Raw genomic sequence first — 19,012 nt, 5'->3', positions numbered from 1 at the left:
GGCTTAATATACTTTTACATTCCGCCACGCACTAAGTAAAAACTTTTTGTTTTGAATTAATTTTTAACAATGCAAAATCCTAAAGATTTTGCGACACTATAAATATATATAAACTATGAATAAATTACTGAAACCCTTATTAAGTATAGGTTTTGTCAGTAAATGTTTTATTTTTTTTCGCTCTCTATGGAATCGGGTAGTATTAACCCCAGAGAATCTAGCGTCTTGGCTTTATGATAATGGATTTCTTTCGAGTCCGTTGAATTTTTTTCTTGTGACTTTTCCATTATTGGCTCTTGTTTTGACTCCTTTGATTTGGTATTTTCTAAATTTTCTTTTTTGGGTTTTAAATCCGATTCTTTTATGAAATTAGACCATATTAAAATACCTAAAGTAATAGCTGGAATTATGAATTTTGCCACTTCAAACACTCTTTTTTTAAGTCGAGAGTTGTATATTGAAATAAAACCACCACTTCTAAGGAAATCATTTATTGATTCATCGTTAGTGTGTAATAAGTTTGTTCCGTCAAAAAGTTTTGGTCTATTAGACTGTTCTAGCCTTATGATGTACAATAGGTCTTTGATTTCTTCTTTAGAAAGGTCTTTAAGTCCATCCACTTTTTTACAAACCTTTCTAACATCAACAGTTCTTGTCCATTCCTTATTTTCTGGAATTACAAGATACTTTAGAAGTAAGTCAAGTTGCTTAGCTTGTAATTTAGTCATTTTAAATATTTGCTAACGGTTAGTATATGAAGCGTAGCATCCCGAAGGGTGCTACGCTTCATATACAGCTTAAGTTTGATTCTCAGTAAATTGTTGTGCTTTCGTTATTTTTTATCTAATTCTTTTGTAATAGCAATCAAAATATCTTTCGCTTGCTCTTTCAAATTCTCATTTCCTATTTTTTGTAAGGAAGCCAACTCATATCTAATAACCACTTTATTTATAAGTTCGAGACTCAATTTTGGGTCATTGAAAGTTTGAATTAAACCATTTTTTAGATTATTGTTTTTTAAATATGTTATGTTTTCACGACCTCCATTTTTTTCTAGAAAATTGTTCATCCCATTAGTATAGCCAAAGGTAGCATAATTACTATTTTTTGCGAGTGTCGGAACTATAAGTTGGTCTATAAGATTTGTGTTATTGTTTTGGGTAGTATTCATAAAAGTTAAAACAGATTGGTTAAATTCTAATAGTTTTCTTTTAAGAACTTTATTTTTCAGTATGTTTATTTCTGAAGAATTTATTATTTCTGATAGGCTTATGTTTTTATTTATAAAAGTAGTTCTAACAATTAAATCATTTAACATTGGATAGATGCTGTCCATCTTATTAAAACCACCAATATTTTCGTAATGATGAATAATATTTTTTGAATCTTCGATTATCAAATTCTGAAACTCTATATAATTATCTAGAGTTTTAATTTGTGCTTTAAGGTCATTTTTAATATTCTGTAAATGAGTCGTTTCCTGTTTTAATTGATTTTGATTATCGTTCCAATTATTAATTGACAGGGCTATCAAAATTCCAATTACTACTAAAATGATTTCTCCGACAGCATATTTTAAATACTTTCCAATTTTACCTGTTGAAAGTAAATCTTGCCTAATTTTTCTAAAGAATTTTATCATTTGTTATTGGTTGGTCATAATGAATGCTAACGTTATTGTGCTTTCGTTATTTTTTAATTTCGGTTTCCAAGAGATTAATTATTTCCTTATTCAGTTCTATACATTTTTGGTGTCTATCAAGTAATAATGATTTATATACAATTAGGTTTTCAACGATATTTTCGAATTCAATGTTTTTGAGTAGATCATTATTGTTTATTTCAAATCCTGATTTAGGAAATCTTATTTTAGTAATTTCTTCGTCATTGGTTTTTTCATCAGAATTTAACCAACTGCCATTTTTAATAATGTATCTAATAAAGCCATCAGAAAAATCAACTACAGATTTTTCTCTGTCTTTTAATGTTTCAAGTGTTGGTAACCAAGAAGAAAGTTTATTTCGTAAAATATCGTTTTTTATTATACCGAGATTACCCGAGTTAATCAAATCCAATAAAAAACCATTTTGAGGATAGTATTTTGGAACGTTACCAACCGATTGCAGTAAACTATCAATATCGAATGAAGCTTGATATTTACTACCTGTATTATCAAGGATTATAAAACTATTTTTTTTAATTTCTTTTAATTCTACAATAGATTTATTTAATTCTGATTGATTATACTCAAAATCCAGTTTAAGATTACGAAGTGCCTTTCGTTCAAAATGATTTTTATTTAAGGCATCGTTATAATTATTCAATTGCAATGCAATCAAAATTCCGATAACCACAAGAATTATTTCTCCAATAGCATAAATCAAATACTTACTGAATTTGTTTTCAGTCAGCATTTTTTGGCGGATTTTTCTAAAGAACTTTATCATTGGTTAGTGGTTGGTTATAATGAAGCCCAACTATCGTATATGTACACAATTGTACATATCCCTAAATATAAAAATATATGTACAATTGTAATTTACTCTTATGTACTAAATTCAGCGCTACTCCACCTCTTTCATTAACACCTCTATTGACTTCTCCAGTTGCTGATCAATGCCGTTTGCAATAACACCGGGTTGGTTTTTAACAATGAACTCTGGATCGGTCTCGTTGTTTTCCATCCACTCGCCTGCTTTGTTTTTGGCACTTACGGGCACTACCCCCCAAACACCTCCATTGGGCAAACGTTCCCAACCGGCAAAGCTACAGGTACCCGGTACGGGCATTCCCACGGTCTTTCCTATCTTTAAATCTACATAACCGCTCGCAAAGCAAGAGCCGTCACTGTACATAGATTCATTGAACATGGCCAAGGTTGGCTTTGTCCACCTAGAGGTTGGCTCGCCACCCACTACCCTATCCTCGGTTTCGTAAGATAAAAATGGTATACCAGTAAAGAACATGGCCAGGTCTGCTACTAAATCGCCACCACCATTAAAACGGGTATCTATAATGACTGCTTTTTTATCATTGAACTTGCCCAGCATTTCTTCATAAATGGTACGGTAAGGTCCGTCTGCCATGCCAGGTATATGCACATAGCCCAAGGTTCCGTTGCTTTTTTTTAGTACTTCTTTTTCATTGGTTTTCACCCAACGGTCATACAACAAACCTCCTTCTTCCCTTAGCGAAATTGGCTTTACGGTCAGCTGTTTCTTTTTGCCTTTTTCATCCACAATATCAAGCAGGGTAAAATCTCCGGCAATGCGGTTTAAATAGCGCGCCACATCTGTGTCTGCACCAATGGTCTCACCGTTTATTTTCTGTATGATCATGCCGGGTGAAATGTCAAAACCAGCCTTATCCAACGGACCGCCTTTTATAACTTCGGTGATTTTTATTCCGTCGCCTTTATAATCATAATCCATAAAAATACCCAACGATGCGGTTTCATCACCATTTTCAATGACACCGTAAAAGCGTCCGCCGGCGTGACTCACGTTCAGCTCGCCCAACATTTCCGATACCATTTCCATAAACTCAAAGTCATTGCCAATATGCGGCAGGTACTTTTCATATTCGGTACGCATAGCTTGCCAATCAATTCCATGAAAGGTAGACGTATAAAATATGCCATTGGTCTTTAGCCAAATGTGATCGAACATAAACTTACGTTCGGCATCGGCATCCAATACCATTTCGGCATTCAGTTTTACCGGTTCTTTTTTACCGCCCGCAACATCTACTTTAGAAATGCTACCATCGGATAATAGAAATAAGTTTTCCTTTTTGGCATCCCACTGTAAACTTGCCGATTTTGCACCTAGTGCCACCAGCATTTTGGTGCTTTTGGTACGTATTTCGGTTTCCCAAAGATTATAGTCCTTTTCAAATTTGGTCAGGTAGTACAGTTTTTCCCCATCTTTTGAGAGTACAGCATCAGACAATTTAGAGGAGTGTATGGTTAATCGCGCTTTTCTTCGGTCTACATCCTCCAAATCGAATTTTAAGGTATTTATTTTTGGTTTCTCTTCCTTCTTACCCTTCTTCTTTTTATCGTCCTTATCTTCGCCTTCTTTTTCTTTTTTAGTCTCCTCTATCATTTTCAACAGATCATACTCTTCTTTGGTATTGTTGAATTTATCCCAAGACTCTTGGGTCAAGAACATGGTATATACATCGGTCTCAAAAGAACCACTGGTGGCATAACTTTTTAGACCGTTACGGTTTGTGAAATACATGATCTGACTACCATCGTTCACCCATTTTGGGTAGTACTCATAGTAGCCACTTTGGGTCAGGTTTTTACGCTTTTTCCCATCCTTGGATATCAAAAGCACCTCCGTGTTGTTCAGTGAAACACTCCAGTCTACCAATAGCCATTTGCTATCCGGACTCCACTGGTAATACTGGTCTCCGTCCCTCATATGTATGATTTCATCTGGAGTCAATAATGTGGTTACCTCTTTTGTTTTTAAATTTTTGACCTTTAAGGTCTTTCTATCTTCTATATATGCCACATAGGTACTATCCGGAGAAAACTCAGGCAAGTAAATATCATTTTTAGACGTCACCAAAGTATCTTCTTTGATCAGGGTAGCCGCAAAGAAATAAGGCTCTTCCGATCGCACTTTTGAAGATTTAAAAATGCTCCACTTGCCATTGCGTTCACTGCTGTACGCTACAGATGTGCCATCTGGCATAAACTTTACAAAGCGTTCCTGTTCCGGGGTGTTGGTGATACGCTTGGTCAACGAACCATCTACAGAGGTCACAAATACTTCTCCCCTGCTTATGAAAGCAATTTCCTTGCCGTTAGGGGCTACATCCATTTCTTGCACACCACCGTTGACCGATTTATAGGTGATAGCATTACTATCTTCTTGCGTTCTTACTATTATTTCTACCTTCTTAGCACCTTCTCCGGCTTTTAGCGTATAAATTTCGCCATCATAACCAAATGCCAAGATATCGTCCCCAATACTTAATGAGCGTACCGGGTGGGTCTTAAAACTGGTATGTGCAGTAATTTCAGATGCTCCCGTCAACGACATGGAATAGACATTAAAAGAGCCTTCTTGCTCGCTTAAATAGTAAATGGCACTGCCGTCTTTTGAAAATACCGGATTACGGTCTTCCCCCTTAAAATTGGTTAATTTAGTATGTTTTCCCGTTGCTGGTTCATACGACCAAATATCTCTGGTAATAGCAGATGTGTGATGCTTTCTAAGGGCATCTTCATAGCCTTTTTTATCATGGTACACCATTTTTGTACCATCGGCATTTACTTGTACATCTTCTGCTGGAACGGTCAACACCTGATCTACCCTGCCCCCATTTGCGGGAACACTGTACAGTTCTGGTTGTGATGCTGTTGGGTATTGGCGATGCTCGGCAACATCCAATCGCATGGCACCAAATAAAACTGCGGTATCGTCAGCAGAAAAACTGAACGCCTTTTCATCGTTACTATGATAGGTCAACCTGGTTGACGGTCCGCCTTTGGCATCCATGATATACACATCAAAATTGCCGTATCTGTCCGAAGAGAAAGCAATTTTTTCTCCGTTCTTGCTCCAAACCGGAGCATAATCATTAGCAACGTGGTACGTTAGCTGTTTTGCCACGCCACCATCTACGGGCACTGTAAAGATGTTTCCTTTGTACGTAAACGCAATAGTTTCACCGTTGGGAGAAATGGCCGGGTAACGTGCCCATTGTGGATTTGTCTGCGCTGAACATACGTACGTTAGGCAAATTGCCATTACCGATAAATAAGAGTATTTCATGTATTTAAGTAGTTGGTATTTAGTAGATACGAAAGATAGGTATTTGATTTATCTACGGCAATGAAACTATGATCAATGGTATTCAATTCTACATAGTTGGTAGAAATTGGCTAATTCTGATTAAATTTACTGTACCGACAAATACTATATTATCTTGAAAGAAGAAGAGCATTATTGGACAGAAAGGTATATGAATAAAGATATGGGTTGGGACATTGGCTACCCTTCTACGCCCATTAAAGAATATGCCGATCAATTAACCGATAAATCGATTCAGTTTTTAATTCCTGGTGCCGGAAATGCTTACGAAGCCGAATACCTTTGGAAACAAGGATTCTCCAACGTCCATATTCTAGATATTTCTGAAATTCCGTTAAAAGAATTCAAAAAAAGAAATCCCGATTTCCCCGATGCAAACATGCACCAATCTGATTTTTTTGAGTTCAAAGGCCAATACGATTTAATTTTAGAGCAAACCTTTTTCTGCTCCTTTGTACCTACCGATGCTAATAGAAATGCCTATGCCAAACAAATGGCAAGCCTATTGAAACCTAATGGGAAATTAGTGGGACTCTGGTTCACTTTCCCTCTTACCGGTGATATGGAAAAACGACCTTTTGGCGGAAACAAAGATCTGTACACCAATTATTTATCGCCCTATTTTAAAACGATCACTTTCGATCCTTGCTATAACTCTATAAAGCCTAGGCAAGGGAAAGAGTTGTTTGGGATTTTTGAGGTTTGTTGACGGTTGTTGGTTCTCCGTTGTCCGTTGTCCGTTGTCCGTTGTCCGTTGTCCGTTGTCCGTTGTCCGTTGTCCGTTGTCCGTTGTCCGTTGTCCGTTGTCCGGTCACTTCGGCTACGCTCAGTGACCTTATTTACAATGTGGTAAAACAAGAATGAAAAACTCATAGCGAAACTGGTTTTTGAAAACTGCTACTATTAACTGAATACTGATACTACCAACTGAACAAACTATCACTTCGGCTACGCTCAGTGACCTTGGTTTAAGAGAAACGCATGGCTCAACTATTGGTGGAAACTGAAAATTGATACTGCCTACTGAATACTGATACTGAACACTGAACACTGAACACTGTGTACCAACAACGAAAAACGAACAACCATCAACGAATAACGAGCAACGAGCAACCAAAAACTGTTAAAGGATTACGGATTCTTCAAAACTACATACTGTTAACATCCTTTTAAGAATACTTCCTTTTCTTTTCCGCTATTTTTAGAAACATAACTAACAAACCACTCAAATGACAAGAAGATTACTCTCCCTGTTGATGCTTTTCGCATCTATTTTCGTTTCTGCACAAGATTTTAAAATGGACCTGGTTCAAGACTTAAAGCCCCGTAATATTGGTCCCGGTGGTATGAGCGGCCGTGTAACCGCCATTGATGTTGTCAATGACAATCCGGATATTATGTATGTAGGTACCGCTTCTGGCGGATTATGGAAATCTACATCCGGTGGCGTAAAATGGGAACCTATTTTTGATAAAGAAGTGACCGCATCTATTGGTGCGCTTGCTATTCAACAAAGTAATCCGTCCGTAATTTGGGCCGGTACAGGTGAAGGTAATCCAAGAAATAGCTTAAACGGTGGTTACGGAGTGTACAAATCCCTTGATGGTGGAAAGACCTGGAAATCTATGGGTCTTGAAAAAACTAGACATATTCATAGAATCAAAATAGACCCCATGAACCCTAACACCGTTTATGTAGGTGCTATTGGATCTCCTTGGGGAGAACACCCAGAACGCGGCGTTTTTAAGACTACCGATGGTGGCGAGACTTGGGAAAAGGTGTTGTTCGTAAATAACAAAACAGGGGTAGCAGATCTTATTATGGATCCTACCAATCCTAATAAGCTGATCGCCGCCATGTGGGAACACAAGCGCGAACCTTGGTTCTTTAACTCCGGTGGTGCAGGTAGTGGACTTTACATGACCCACGATGGTGGTAAAAACTGGAAAAAATTAAGTGAGGAAGATGGCTTACCAGCTGGTGACCTGGGTAGAATTGGTGTAGCCATTGCTCCGGGAAAACCTGAGGTTATTTATGCCTTGGTTGAAGCTAAAAAGAATGCGTTGTACAAATCTGAAGATGGCGGCTTTAAATGGAAAAAAGTAAACGATAAGAGCGATATAGGTAACAGACCTTTCTATTACTCTGAAATTTACGTAGACCCAGAAAATGAGAACAGGGTATTCTCCGTATTCACGTATGTGAACGTTTCGCAAGATGGCGGCAAAAACTTTACGCAACTGATGCCTGCATACCGTGCGGACAACGGGGTACACCCCGATCATCACGCCTTTTGGATCCACCCAGAAAACGGACAGTTTATGATGGACGGTAATGATGGCGGACTCAATATCTCTAAAGATGGCGGAAAAACATGGCGATTTGTGGGCAACCTTCCCGTTGCGCAATTCTACCATATTGCGGTAGATAATGAATATCCATATAATGTCTATGGTGGTATGCAAGATAACGGTTCTTGGAGAGGACCTGCCTATGTTTGGAAAGTACAGGGAATTCGTAATAGCTACTGGCAAGAAATTAGTTTTGGTGATGGTTTTGATGTTGTTCCCGATCCTGTAGATTCCAGATATGGGTATACCATGAGCCAACAAGGTAACGTGCAACGTTTTGATCATGTAACTGGTGATAACTACATTGTGCGCCCTACTCCACCAGATGCGGAAACCGAACTACGTTTCAATTGGAACTCGGCCATTAGTCAAGATCCTTTTGATACCAGTACCGTTTATTTTGGTAGTCAGTTTGTACATAAGAGTACGGATAAGGCATTGACTTGGAAAGTGATTTCCCCAGACCTAACTACGAACGATCCAGAAAAACAAAAACAAAGTGAAAGTGGTGGTTTATCCATGGATGCTACGGGTGCCGAAAACCATACCACAATTTTAGTTATTGAACCCTCTGCAGTTGAAAAGGATATGCTTTGGGTAGGCTCCGATGACGGTCGTGTGCACTATACCCAAAACGGAGGTGGAACCTGGACAGAAGTAACCGCAAACATCAAAGGCTTACCTAAAGGAAGTTGGATTCCGCAAATAAAGGCATCTACCCGTAATAAGGGTGAAGCATTGTTGATCGCCAACGATTACAGAAGATTCAATTATACGCCATATGCATATAGAACTAAAGATTACGGTAAAACTTGGACAAGAATTGTTGATGCTACAGATGTAGAAAGCTATACCTTATCTATTATTGAAGATCCTGAAAACCCTAATTTATTATTCTTGGGTACCGATGACGGATTGTATGTTTCTTTCAATGCAGGGGACAAATGGCAAAAATGGACAGAAGGTTTCCCTACGGTTTCTACCAAAGATTTAGCCATTCACCCAAGAGAGCAGGATTTGGTTATCGGTACATTTGGTCGTGCTGCGTGGGTTTTGGATGATATTCGTCCGTTACGAGCTCTAGCCGCAGATGCTACCATTTTAAACAAGGAAATAGAATTATTTACTCCGCCAACGGCATATCAGGCATCCTACCAACAACCTACAGGCAGTCGTTTTGGTGCTGATGGTCTTTACCAAGGTGAAAATAGAAAGTCCGGTGCTATGATTACCTATTATTTAAAGGAAGGTAAAAAAGCTGCCAAAAAGGGCAAGGGCATGAAGGGTAAAAAAGAGGATTCATCCGAAGAAAAAACAGAAGAAAAAACAGATAGCGTTGCGTTGACCGGAGTTCAAAAGAAAGATTCCGTTCAGTTCGATTTTTACGATGGCGATAGACTGATCCGTACTTTAAAATACAAGACTCCAGAAAAAGCAGGATTTCACAGAATTTACTGGGGAATGGATGAAAAAGGCGCGGATAGGCCTTCTAGAAAAGTACAGACCAAAAAGAAAGAGTCTGGCGGTTTAGACGTAAAACCAGGCACCTATACCATAAAAATGTTATACGGTGATCTGGAAGAAGAAACTACGATTACGGTAAAATCAGACCCACGTTTAGAAGTTTCTCAAACAGGGATCAATGAAGCCTATGCAAACGGAAAAGAATTGGAATCATACATGCAGACAGCAGCAGATGCGGTACAGCAATTGGCAAAAAGTAAAGAGGTTGCAGAGAAATTGCAAAAAGACCTGAAAAAAGAGGACGATAAAAAGTATAAGGATCAAATAGACGCCTCTAAAAACATCATTAAACAAATAGATTCTATCACCGCTATATATTTAGGCAAGGTCGATAAAAGGCAAGGAATAACCCGTAGCAAAGAAATGACGGTAATGCAACGTATTCAAATTGCAAGGCGCTACGTAGGATCTAGAAAAACCGGCATGACGGCAACGGAAAAACAATTAATGCAATTTGCCAAAGATGATCTGCAGAGCGCGCTACAAAAAACAAATGCTTTCTTCGCCAAAGAATGGGTAGAATACCAAACTAATATGAAAAGCTTAGATATATCACCTTTTAAAGAAACAGAAGTATTTAATTTGAATTAATATGTAGAAGTCTAACAATCTAAAAACCACTACTATGAAGTACCTAATGGCTTGCTTTGTGTTTACGCTTATCTTAAGCTGTAAAGAAGAACCTAAAAAACCTTCTATTGCAGAAACGATGAAGACCTATACCATCAAACAAATGATGGATAACGAAGCCATAGGTGGCGGTAGTTTTTCCCCTGATAATTCTAAATTACTTATCTCAAGTAATAGATCTGGTATTTACAACATGTACACAGTGCCTACAAGCGGCGGTGAGTTGACTCCCGTTACTATGTCTGACAGTGCATCTGTATTCGCCATATCCTATTTTCCAAAAGATGAACGCATGTTGTTTAGAATGGATGGAAATGGTGATGAGATATTTCATATTTACGTCAGAGATCTAGACGGTACGCAGACCGACCTTACACCGGCAGAAGGTGCCCGTGCATCGTTCTACGGGTGGGCAGAAGATGATATGAGTTTTTACTATACTTCTAATGAGAGAAACCCTAGAAATGATGATATCTATGAAATGGACCTAGAAACTCTAGAGCCTACCCTGATCTATGAAAATACGGAAGGCTATAGCATTGACGGAATTTCCGAGGACAAGAAATATATAACCTTGGGCAAGCCGATCAATACCAATGATTCCGATTTGTTTATTTACACTTTATCGGATAAGAAACTGACCAAAATCAATGAAAATCAAAGCGCCAACAGTAGCTCTGGATTTTCCAATGATGGTTCTTCCTTGTATTATACCACAGATGATGGAGAGGAATTCTCTTATTTAATGAAGTACGATATTGCCACTGGCAACAGAGAAAAGGTGATGCAGAAAAATTGGGATATATGGGGTTCCTATTTTACGGAAAACGGTACCTATCAAGTGACTTATATTAACGAAGATGCCAAGAATGTCATTGAAATAAAGAATGTTAGCACCGGTGAAAATGTTGCTCTTCCTTCTTTGGATGGTTTGGACGTAACCAGTGTAGATTTCTCAGATGATGAAAAACTAATGCGTTTTTATGCCGGTGGGTCACACACCCCTTCTAATTTGTTCGTTTATAATTTAGAAACCAAAGAACAGACCCAGTTGACCAATGTTCTAAATAGCGAAATAAATGGTGAAGACTTGGTGAACGCAGAAGTAATACGTTACAAGTCTTTTGATGGGGTTGAAATTCCTGCCATTTATTACAAGCCCCACCAGGCAAGTGCGGACACCAAAGTACCTGCATTGGTTTGGGTTCATGGCGGACCGGGCGGACAAAGTAGACAGAACTTTAGCTCATTTATTCAATATTTGACCAATCACGGGTATGCCGTGCTAGCCGTTAACAACAGAGGTAGTAGCGGCTATGGCAAAACTTTTTATCAAATGGATGATTTAAACCATGGCGATAAGGATTTAAAAGATTGTGTAGAAGGCAAAAATTGGCTTGCCCAACAGCCAGAAATAGATGCTAATAAAATTGGAATCATTGGCGGCTCTTACGGTGGTTATATGACTATGGCGGCATTGACCTATACCCCAGAAGAGTTTGCCGTTGGGGTAAATTTGTTTGGCGTAACCAATTGGGTACGAACATTAAAAAGTATACCGCCATGGTGGGAGTCTTTTAAAGATGCCTTATATAAAGAATTAGGAGACCCATACAGTGCAGATTCCGTAAGGTTAAAAGAGATTTCCCCTTTGTTTCATACCGATAAGGTAACCAAACCTTTAATTGTTTTACAAGGTTCGCAAGACCCTAGAGTATTACAAGTAGAATCTGACGAAATTGTTGCAGGTGTAAAAAAGAACGGTGTTCCCGTAGAATACGTGCTCTTTGAAGATGAAGGTCATGGTTTTGTAAAAAAAGAAAATCAGATTGAAGCGTATAGTAGGGTTTTAGATTTTTTAGATTTGTATTTGAAGAAGGATAAAGCAACACCCATTGAAGAAGGCGATAAGTAAAGCCAAAATTTTAAGTTTCATATTAAATTAAAGAATGAAGAAAGTTTTTACGTTACTAGTATTATTAGCAACTATTAATCAAATAAATGCTCAAAGTGGCGGTACAGGAGAAGACGATTTTGGTAGTTGGTTCATGTATTTTGGAACCAATAAAATTGCCGATAAATGGAGTATACATACCGAAGCACAATTTAGATATTATGAAATGGCTTCGAACTTTAACCAGTTGTTGCTGCGTACGGGTATCAACTATCACATTAACCCTGATGCTATCGCTACTTTAGGCTACGGCTTTATTGAAACCGACCCAACGTTCAGTGAATTTGACGTTATTGGGGGTGATGCTCTCATCAATAATAACTCTATTTCTGAACATCGAATATTTGAGCAGTTCATTCTTAAAAATAAAGTGTGGGAATTTAATTTTGAACATCGTTACCGCCTAGAGCAGCGGTTTGTCCAAAACAATTTTACAGGTGAAAGCAACACATTGCACAGAGCCCGTTATAGAATTCAAATGACCTTGCCCCTAACCGATATCTTTTTCTTGAATTTCTATGATGAGATTTTCATAAATCTACAAGACAGTGCATTTGGTCAAAACCGTGCCTATGCCGCACTTGGGGTTAATGTTACCGAAGATTTAAGCATGCAATTTGGCTACTTAAAAAATCACTTTACAGGTGCTAATTACGATCGCCTACAAATTGGTGTTTTTTATAACACCGATCTGCGTGGCATTTTTAAAAAGAAGAAGTAAATTTATACCATAAACAAACTACATTATTATGAAAAAAATAGCATTGACTTTCGCGAGTGCCTTATTGATCATTTTCGCAAGTTGCAAGGACGCTAAAAAAAGTGAAGATTCTAAAAATGTTGAAGCCACAGCAGAAACTACTGATATGTATAGCTTGGTTCAAGACTCTACCAAGGTAAGTTTTACCGCATACAAAACAACTGATAAAGTGCCAGTTGGCGGTATGTTCAAAAAGATAAACTTTACTAATACAACAAGTGGAGCAACTGCTATGGAAGCTTTAAACGGAACTGAATTTAGCATTCCCGTAAGCAGTTTGTTTACCAATGACCCTACCGGTACTAGAGACCCAAAGCTTTTAGAATTCTTTTTTGGAGTATTAAAAGATACCGAGCTTATTTCTGGTGTGGTTAAGGTAGAAGGCGAAAATAGCTCTATAGAAGTTACCTTAAATGGTGAAACCCAAAATATACCCCTTACCTATGAAATGGATGGCGACAACAAAATTACTTTTAGTGGTGTAATGGATTTGGAAAACTGGAACGCTTTAGATGCCGTTGCCTCTATAAACAAGGCTTGTGAAATTTTACATACCGGTAAAGATGGTGTGAGCAAAACTTGGAGCGAAGTTGCCGTTAAAGCAGAAGTGCTTTTGGATAAAAAATAATACCTATTATATATGTATAGATAAAGAGGAGCGTTAACGCTCCTCTTTTTTTATCACTAAAGATTAAAAGTATTGCTCTATGCACTTAACTACTTGATATTACATTATTTATTGGCTAATTTGTTGCTTCACACTAAAATAGATTAACATGAAAATATTAAAAGTTGAATTAGCACTGTTGGCACTATTGGCTGTCTTCAGTTGCAAAGAAGTAAAAAAAGAAGCATCAGAGGCTAAAGAGGAAATGGAAGAATTAATGGATGAGGCAGAAAATGAAATGACAGAACAAGATACTGTTGTGAAGTTTATGCTTGAACCAAAAAGTGATAGCAATGTTAAAGGTGAAGTCATTTTTACTGAAGATGATGGCGAAGTTGATATGGTAGCCATGTTATCTGGCTTGAGCGAAGGCGAACATGCCATACACATTCACCAAACGGCAGACTGTACTGCAGCCGATGGTTCTTCTGCTGGAGGACACTGGAACCCAACAAATGAGCCACATGGTAAATGGGGAGCAAGTGAAGGATATCATAAAGGTGATATAGGTAACTTTAACGCAGATGCCGAGGGTAACGCCAAAGTTGAGTTTTCAACAGACGAATGGTGTATTGGCTGTGATGATGAAAATAAGAACATTTTAGGAAAAGGGGTTATTGTACACCAAGGTGTTGATGATTACACTTCTCAACCTAGTGGTGATGCAGGTGCACGTGTTAGTTGTGCCGGTATTATTGAATAGGGTTAATAATATTTCGGATAAAAGCTGTTCTTAGAACAGCTTTTTCTATTTTTAACCGTTACAAAATATTTAATATGCAATTAGACCTATTGGTTGATCAATTTAAAAAGAAAGACCCTTTGGCTTTCGAAAAGCTATATGGCATGTATAGTGAAAATATCTGTGGTGTTATCCATACCATAGTAAAAAACGATGCCTTGGCCCAAGAAATCTGTCAAGACGTATTTATAAAGATTTGGAATAACTGTGAAAGTTATAATTCTTCTAAAGGTAGATTTTTCACATGGATCCTTAACATAGCCAGAAATGCAGCTATCGATGAAATACGCAGTAGGTCGTATAAAAATGATAAAAAGAATCTTTCCGCAGATTACTTCGTAGGTATTTTACAGCACAGGGAAGAAGAAGAAAGTTCATCTGTAGATACTAAAGGTCTAAGAAAACTTGTTAATAATTTAAAGGAAAAATGTGTTCAGATCATTGAACTGTTATACTTTAGAGGTTATACACAAAAAGATGCTGCAGAAGAATTGGAAATTCCCTTAGGCACTGTAAAAACAAGAAATAGAAGTTGCATTTCCCAATTAAGGGAGAATATGGAGGTAAGATAGTATGGATGTAGAAAAATACATAGCATCGGGAATTTTGGAGCTTTACGTAGCCGGTACACTCTCAGAGAAAGAAAATCTTGAGATTGCCAACTATGCCAAGGAGTATCCAGAAATAAAAAAGGAGATCGAGGAAATTGAGGCTTCAATATTAGAATTGTCCAGAAAAGCTTCACCAGGATATCATTATTCATTTAAAGCATTGATGAATAGAATTAATGGTGAGGTCAAGGTAGTTGATATGAATGAAAAACGTAGTACTCCATTCTTATCTTATATGGGTTGGGCTGCATCTATTTTATTGGCTGTAGGACTCTTCTGGATGTATCAGCAAAATCAAGATTTGAAATCTAACATTGAAGTAGTAGAAAAGCAGAATTTAGATTTGGAGCAGCAAATTGCCGATACCGATTCTTCTTTAGAACAGACCCAAGAATTATTGAATACACTTAGAGATAAGAATATTAGTGTTATCCCTTTAGGAGGGCAAGACGTTTCACCTAATTCATACGCCAAGGCGTATTGGAACAAACAAGAAGAAAAAGTATTTATAGATGCCAAAGGGCTGCCAGAACCGCCAGATGGTTTTGTTTACCAGGTTTGGTCTCTTAAACTTTCACCGCTTACACCAACCAGTATGGGTCTTCTTGAAGATTTTGCAACAGATGAAAACAAAGTCTTTGCATTAAATAATCCTAATGAGTCAGAGGCATTTGGTATTACCTTAGAACCTGCTGGTGGTAGCGAATCACCAACCCTTGAACAATTGTATACCCTTGGGGTCGTCAATGCTTCATAAGAAGTAAAACACCTCCGGGCAAGCCCATGAGGCATATAAAGGAAATAAACGTTTAAACTAGAAGGCAAGCCTAAGGGGTGTTAAACCCTTTGGCGGTGCCAATAAAAAATCATGTATTAATGGGCAGTTTATAAAAACTGCCCATTTTTTTTATTATTTTTCCACCATGGATTTAAAGAAAATTTTTGGAACGGTGCTTACCTTATTAGGAATCGGTGGGCTGGTTTATACTGCAATATTATTCGCTAATAGCAGCGGAACAACAAAACAACTTATTGTCTATGGTGTTTTAGGTGCCATTTTCTTCTTTTCGGGTATAGGACTCATAAGAAATACCAGCCAAAATTAGCCCATAGAATCAACGGTCTGTATTAACCCTGTGTAGGGCAAGGCTCTTTACTAGCCATTTAGGTAAGGTCTTATTTGGATTTCTTTTCTTTAGGTTTAGATACAAACCTAGCGCTTTTAAGATAGGTACCTTATGGGTCTCTACCAATTCTATCAACGTGCCATCTGGGTCTTCCATATAACTAAAATGACCGGCGGCGTCGCCCATATCAAAACTGTTGGCACTGTCTACCGTAAAAGGAGAGTTGTTCTTGATCGCCTTTTCCCTTATCACAGCCATACCTGATACATCAAAACATAGGTGAATGTAACCCAAATCGCCCCATAGCCTATTTTTAAATATCTTGTTTGGCCTTTCATCTAGCAGCTGAACAAGTTCTAGTTGCGTAGGTCCCAAAAGGTCTCCAAAACCACCAACAGACGTACGTTCTTGCTGTAATATTACTCTTCTGCACTTTTTCTTATCGGTGGATAAAACTGTATCTATTGCATCGTACACCACTTTAGTATACCCCAGCATAGTAGAGTAAAACGCCATAGATTTCGTAATATCACTTACCCCTATAACAGCACCTAGCACCCCCCCATTTAATGAAGACTGCTTAGAGAAGGAATACATATCTTCTACCAGCTGAACACGGTTTCCAAAGGGGTCGTTAAAATAGAAATTTGGCTTATGGGTATGGCTTATCTGCGATAAATTAAGTACCCCTAATTCTTTTAAGTACGTGTGCATTTTCATAAGATTACCACATCTTATCTTCATAGCGTATATACCTAAATCGCCGAATTTTATAGGATTTTCAGATGCTACTGGAATTCGGTCTTTAAATTGCCAAATTTCCAAACCACCACCACCGGTCATGTTGAGCGATAGGTACGCTTCCCTTTTCTCAACCTTATTATTGGTATATTGAGACATCAATGACGCAACTGCCTCATCTTCAAATAATAAAATATCAAAACCTAAATGGTTTCTATACCAATTAAATACTTTTTTGACATCTGATACTCCAATGCCTATTTGTTGAATACCGTTAATTATTTCAACCATTATATGGGGTGCGTATCAATTTATTATGAAGCGATTTTAATTTATTTCCTGGATATCCCAACTTAAAAAGTACCACTAAGATGAAATTGGACAAATTGACCCGTAAATACGAATTAGATTCATATTTACGTGCCGAAACTACCAAATCGTTCTTTATTATGGTGTAAGATATCCGCTCTTTCTTCATCCTTGCAAAAAATTCAAAATCTTCCATAAGCACCTGTTGCTCATTAAAACGGCCTAGCTGTTCAAATGCTTCTTTCCTAATGAATAGGCATTGATCACCGCCACCTGTAAACAAGCCGTCTTTAGCCGTAAAGGCTGCATTTATTCGTAAATACCATTTATCCTTATCAAATCGGTAAGAGAAAAATCCTGCATCATAGCCATCTTCTAAACTTTGCAATATGTTATCTATAAATTCAGCAGGCGGTACTACATCTGCATGTAAAAAAACCAGAGTATTGCCCAATGCCATACTAGCCGCTTCATTCATTTGAGAAGCCCTACCCTTATTCTTGCAACGCAGTATTTTTACCTTGCTACTACATTCAAGCAATTCAATATCGTCAGAATTACCGGGTGACAAGGCTACAATTACTTCTACTAATTTATTATGCTCTAAAAAACATGCAATACTAAAAAGTCGCTGTAGATTATCATATTCATTATGGGCAGGTATAATTATACTGATCATATAACTGGTTGATTCGTAGAAATTTGGTTAATTACTATTGTTTTGATTGACACCAACTTTTGTTTATTTACGTAAGTTGATCAAAATAGTTTTAATACTGGCTTTATAATTTTAAAAAAATTAACGTAAACAATTAAATATATACTCGACCAAGGTATAACAAACCTTTCAAATACATTTACGTAAGTAAGGTGACCTAAAACTACATTATGAAATTAAGACTATATTTTTTAGCTGCTCTATTTGCATTATCATGTACGGCTAAAACCAATTTACAGGCACAAACGGAAGCTGGTGACAATAGCGTTGACTTCAATGAGCTATCAGAATCTTTCCTACATAAAATAAAAGCCGAAGAAGATACTCAGGAAATACAAAATATTTTAGCAAATACCACCATTAAGGAATTGGATGCCGCTCTTGACACCAATGATAAACGTTTGGCGTTTTGGTTGAATATTTACAATGCTTATATACAGGTTATTTTGCAGAATAATCCTGAATTATATGATGACCGTGGCAGTTTTTTTAAATTGGAGCAAATTAAGATTGCCGGTGAAATGGTTTCGTTTGCAAAAATTGAACATGGTCTTATTAGAAAATCTCAATGGGAATATGGTTTAGGCTATATACGCAAATGGTTCCCTAACAAATTTGAACGAAAACTAAGAGTTGACAAACCTGTGTACAATATACATTTTGCGTTGAACTGTGGCGCCAAAGATTGTCCGCCAGTAGCCATATATGAATGGGAACGCCTACCAGAACAGTTAGAAATAGGCACAAAAAAACATCTAGAAAAAACAAGTGAGTTTAATACAGAAACCAATGTAGTTAAGGTTACATCATTATTCAATTGGTTTAGGGGAGATTTTGGCGGAAAAAACGGTGTTAAAAAAATCTTGAAAAAAAACGATATCATACCTTCTACAAAAGATGTAGATATTGAATACACCAACTATGACTGGACCCTTTATTTGGACAATTTTATAGAATTGTAGCCATAGTATGTTGTTTTGGGTTCTTTAGTTATTAGTTACCCCAACATAAGAAATATTCTTATTTGGTTCTTAGTACGTTGATTAG

17 protein-coding genes are annotated in these 19,012 nt (G+C 37.4%); 10 read left to right on the top strand and 7 right to left on the bottom strand.

The features are described from left to right. Positions 1 to 167: 167 nt before the first annotated feature. From VBZ51_RS09470 to VBZ51_RS09455, 4 genes are all read right to left on the bottom strand, one after another. Positions 168 to 728 (bottom strand): hypothetical protein, encoded by a 561-nt coding sequence (locus VBZ51_RS09470; protein ID WP_416576761.1) that lies wholly within the window; start codon positions 726 to 728, stop codon positions 168 to 170. A gap of 104 nt (positions 729 to 832) precedes the next feature. Then, complete coding sequence (locus VBZ51_RS09465; RefSeq protein ID WP_416576760.1) at positions 833 to 1,642, bottom strand: DUF6090 family protein; 810 nt, start codon at positions 1,640 to 1,642, stop codon at positions 833 to 835. 46 nt (positions 1,643 to 1,688) lie between these two features. Then, positions 1,689 to 2,447, bottom strand: coding sequence for a hypothetical protein (locus tag VBZ51_RS09460; protein WP_416576759.1), 759 nt, complete (start codon positions 2,445 to 2,447; stop codon positions 1,689 to 1,691). Positions 2,448 to 2,564: 117 nt separating this feature from the next. Then, positions 2,565 to 5,792 (bottom strand): S41 family peptidase, encoded by a 3,228-nt coding sequence (locus VBZ51_RS09455; RefSeq protein WP_416576758.1) that lies wholly within the window; start codon positions 5,790 to 5,792, stop codon positions 2,565 to 2,567. Positions 5,793 to 5,946: 154 nt separating this feature from the next. Here VBZ51_RS09455 and VBZ51_RS09450 point away from each other — a divergent pair, with 154 nt between their 5' ends. Beyond that, positions 5,947 to 6,540, top strand: coding sequence for a methyltransferase domain-containing protein (locus VBZ51_RS09450; RefSeq protein WP_416576757.1), 594 nt, complete (start codon positions 5,947 to 5,949; stop codon positions 6,538 to 6,540). Here the strand turns inward: VBZ51_RS09450 and VBZ51_RS09445 are convergent. Then, entirely contained in the window at positions 6,480 to 6,704 is a 225-nt protein-coding gene (locus VBZ51_RS09445) for a hypothetical protein (protein ID WP_416576756.1), read from the bottom strand. The genes VBZ51_RS09450 and VBZ51_RS09445 overlap by 61 nt on opposite strands. 356 nt (positions 6,705 to 7,060) lie before the next feature. Between VBZ51_RS09445 and VBZ51_RS09440 the strand changes: the two genes are divergently transcribed. The 8 genes from VBZ51_RS09440 to VBZ51_RS09405 all read left to right on the top strand — a co-directional run bounded on the left by VBZ51_RS09440 (position 7,061) and on the right by VBZ51_RS09405 (position 16,176). Beyond that, a complete protein-coding gene (locus VBZ51_RS09440) occupies positions 7,061 to 10,297 on the top strand; it encodes a VPS10 domain-containing protein (protein ID WP_416576755.1) in 3,237 nt (1,078 codons plus the stop codon). A 34-nt stretch (positions 10,298 to 10,331) separates the two neighbouring features. Then, on the top strand, positions 10,332 to 12,251 hold the full coding sequence (locus VBZ51_RS09435) for a S9 family peptidase (RefSeq protein WP_416576754.1): 1,920 nt from the start codon (positions 10,332 to 10,334) through the stop codon (positions 12,249 to 12,251). A gap of 34 nt (positions 12,252 to 12,285) precedes the next feature. Further along, a complete protein-coding gene (locus VBZ51_RS09430) occupies positions 12,286 to 13,011 on the top strand; it encodes a DUF2490 domain-containing protein (RefSeq protein ID WP_340158416.1) in 726 nt (241 codons plus the stop codon). A gap of 28 nt (positions 13,012 to 13,039) precedes the next feature. Then, positions 13,040 to 13,678 (top strand): YceI family protein, encoded by a 639-nt coding sequence (locus VBZ51_RS09425; protein ID WP_416576753.1) that lies wholly within the window; start codon positions 13,040 to 13,042, stop codon positions 13,676 to 13,678. A 148-nt stretch (positions 13,679 to 13,826) separates the two neighbouring features. Then, positions 13,827 to 14,420, top strand: coding sequence for a superoxide dismutase family protein (locus VBZ51_RS09420; RefSeq protein WP_058103111.1), 594 nt, complete (start codon positions 13,827 to 13,829; stop codon positions 14,418 to 14,420). Between the two features lie 74 nt (positions 14,421 to 14,494). Then, positions 14,495 to 15,031, top strand: a complete 537-nt coding sequence (locus VBZ51_RS09415; RefSeq protein ID WP_416576752.1) for an RNA polymerase sigma factor — start codon at positions 14,495 to 14,497, stop codon at positions 15,029 to 15,031. Position 15,032: 1 nt separating this feature from the next. After that, a complete protein-coding gene (locus VBZ51_RS09410; protein ID WP_416576751.1) occupies positions 15,033 to 15,827 on the top strand; it encodes an anti-sigma factor domain-containing protein in 795 nt (264 codons plus the stop codon). 166 nt (positions 15,828 to 15,993) lie between these two features. Further along, positions 15,994 to 16,176: a hypothetical protein gene (locus VBZ51_RS09405; protein ID WP_058103114.1), complete on the top strand. Its 183-nt coding sequence runs from the start codon at positions 15,994 to 15,996 to the stop codon at positions 16,174 to 16,176. A gap of 9 nt (positions 16,177 to 16,185) precedes the next feature. Here the strand turns inward: VBZ51_RS09405 and VBZ51_RS09400 are convergent, their stop codons facing one another. Together VBZ51_RS09400 and VBZ51_RS09395 are read right to left on the bottom strand one after the other, a co-directional pair. Continuing rightward, positions 16,186 to 17,229, bottom strand: a complete 1,044-nt coding sequence (locus tag VBZ51_RS09400; protein WP_416576750.1) for a VOC family protein — start codon at positions 17,227 to 17,229, stop codon at positions 16,186 to 16,188. After that, on the bottom strand, positions 17,222 to 17,926 hold the full coding sequence (locus VBZ51_RS09395; protein WP_074674271.1) for a glycosyltransferase: 705 nt from the start codon (positions 17,924 to 17,926) through the stop codon (positions 17,222 to 17,224). Before VBZ51_RS09395 ends, VBZ51_RS09400 begins: the two co-directional genes overlap by 8 nt. 209 nt (positions 17,927 to 18,135) lie before the next feature. Here VBZ51_RS09395 and VBZ51_RS09390 point away from each other — a divergent pair, with 209 nt between their 5' ends. After that, positions 18,136 to 18,927, top strand: coding sequence for a DUF547 domain-containing protein (locus VBZ51_RS09390; protein WP_416576749.1), 792 nt, complete (start codon positions 18,136 to 18,138; stop codon positions 18,925 to 18,927). The last annotated feature ends 85 nt before the right edge of the window (positions 18,928 to 19,012 follow it).

This window comes from Maribacter sp. HS, assembly GCF_048059195.1.
In the GTDB taxonomy this organism is placed as follows: domain Bacteria; phylum Bacteroidota; class Bacteroidia; order Flavobacteriales; family Flavobacteriaceae; genus Maribacter; species Maribacter dokdonensis.
The sequence above is the reverse complement of the archived record's forward strand: the minus strand, read 5'-3'. Positions and strand labels throughout refer to the sequence as shown.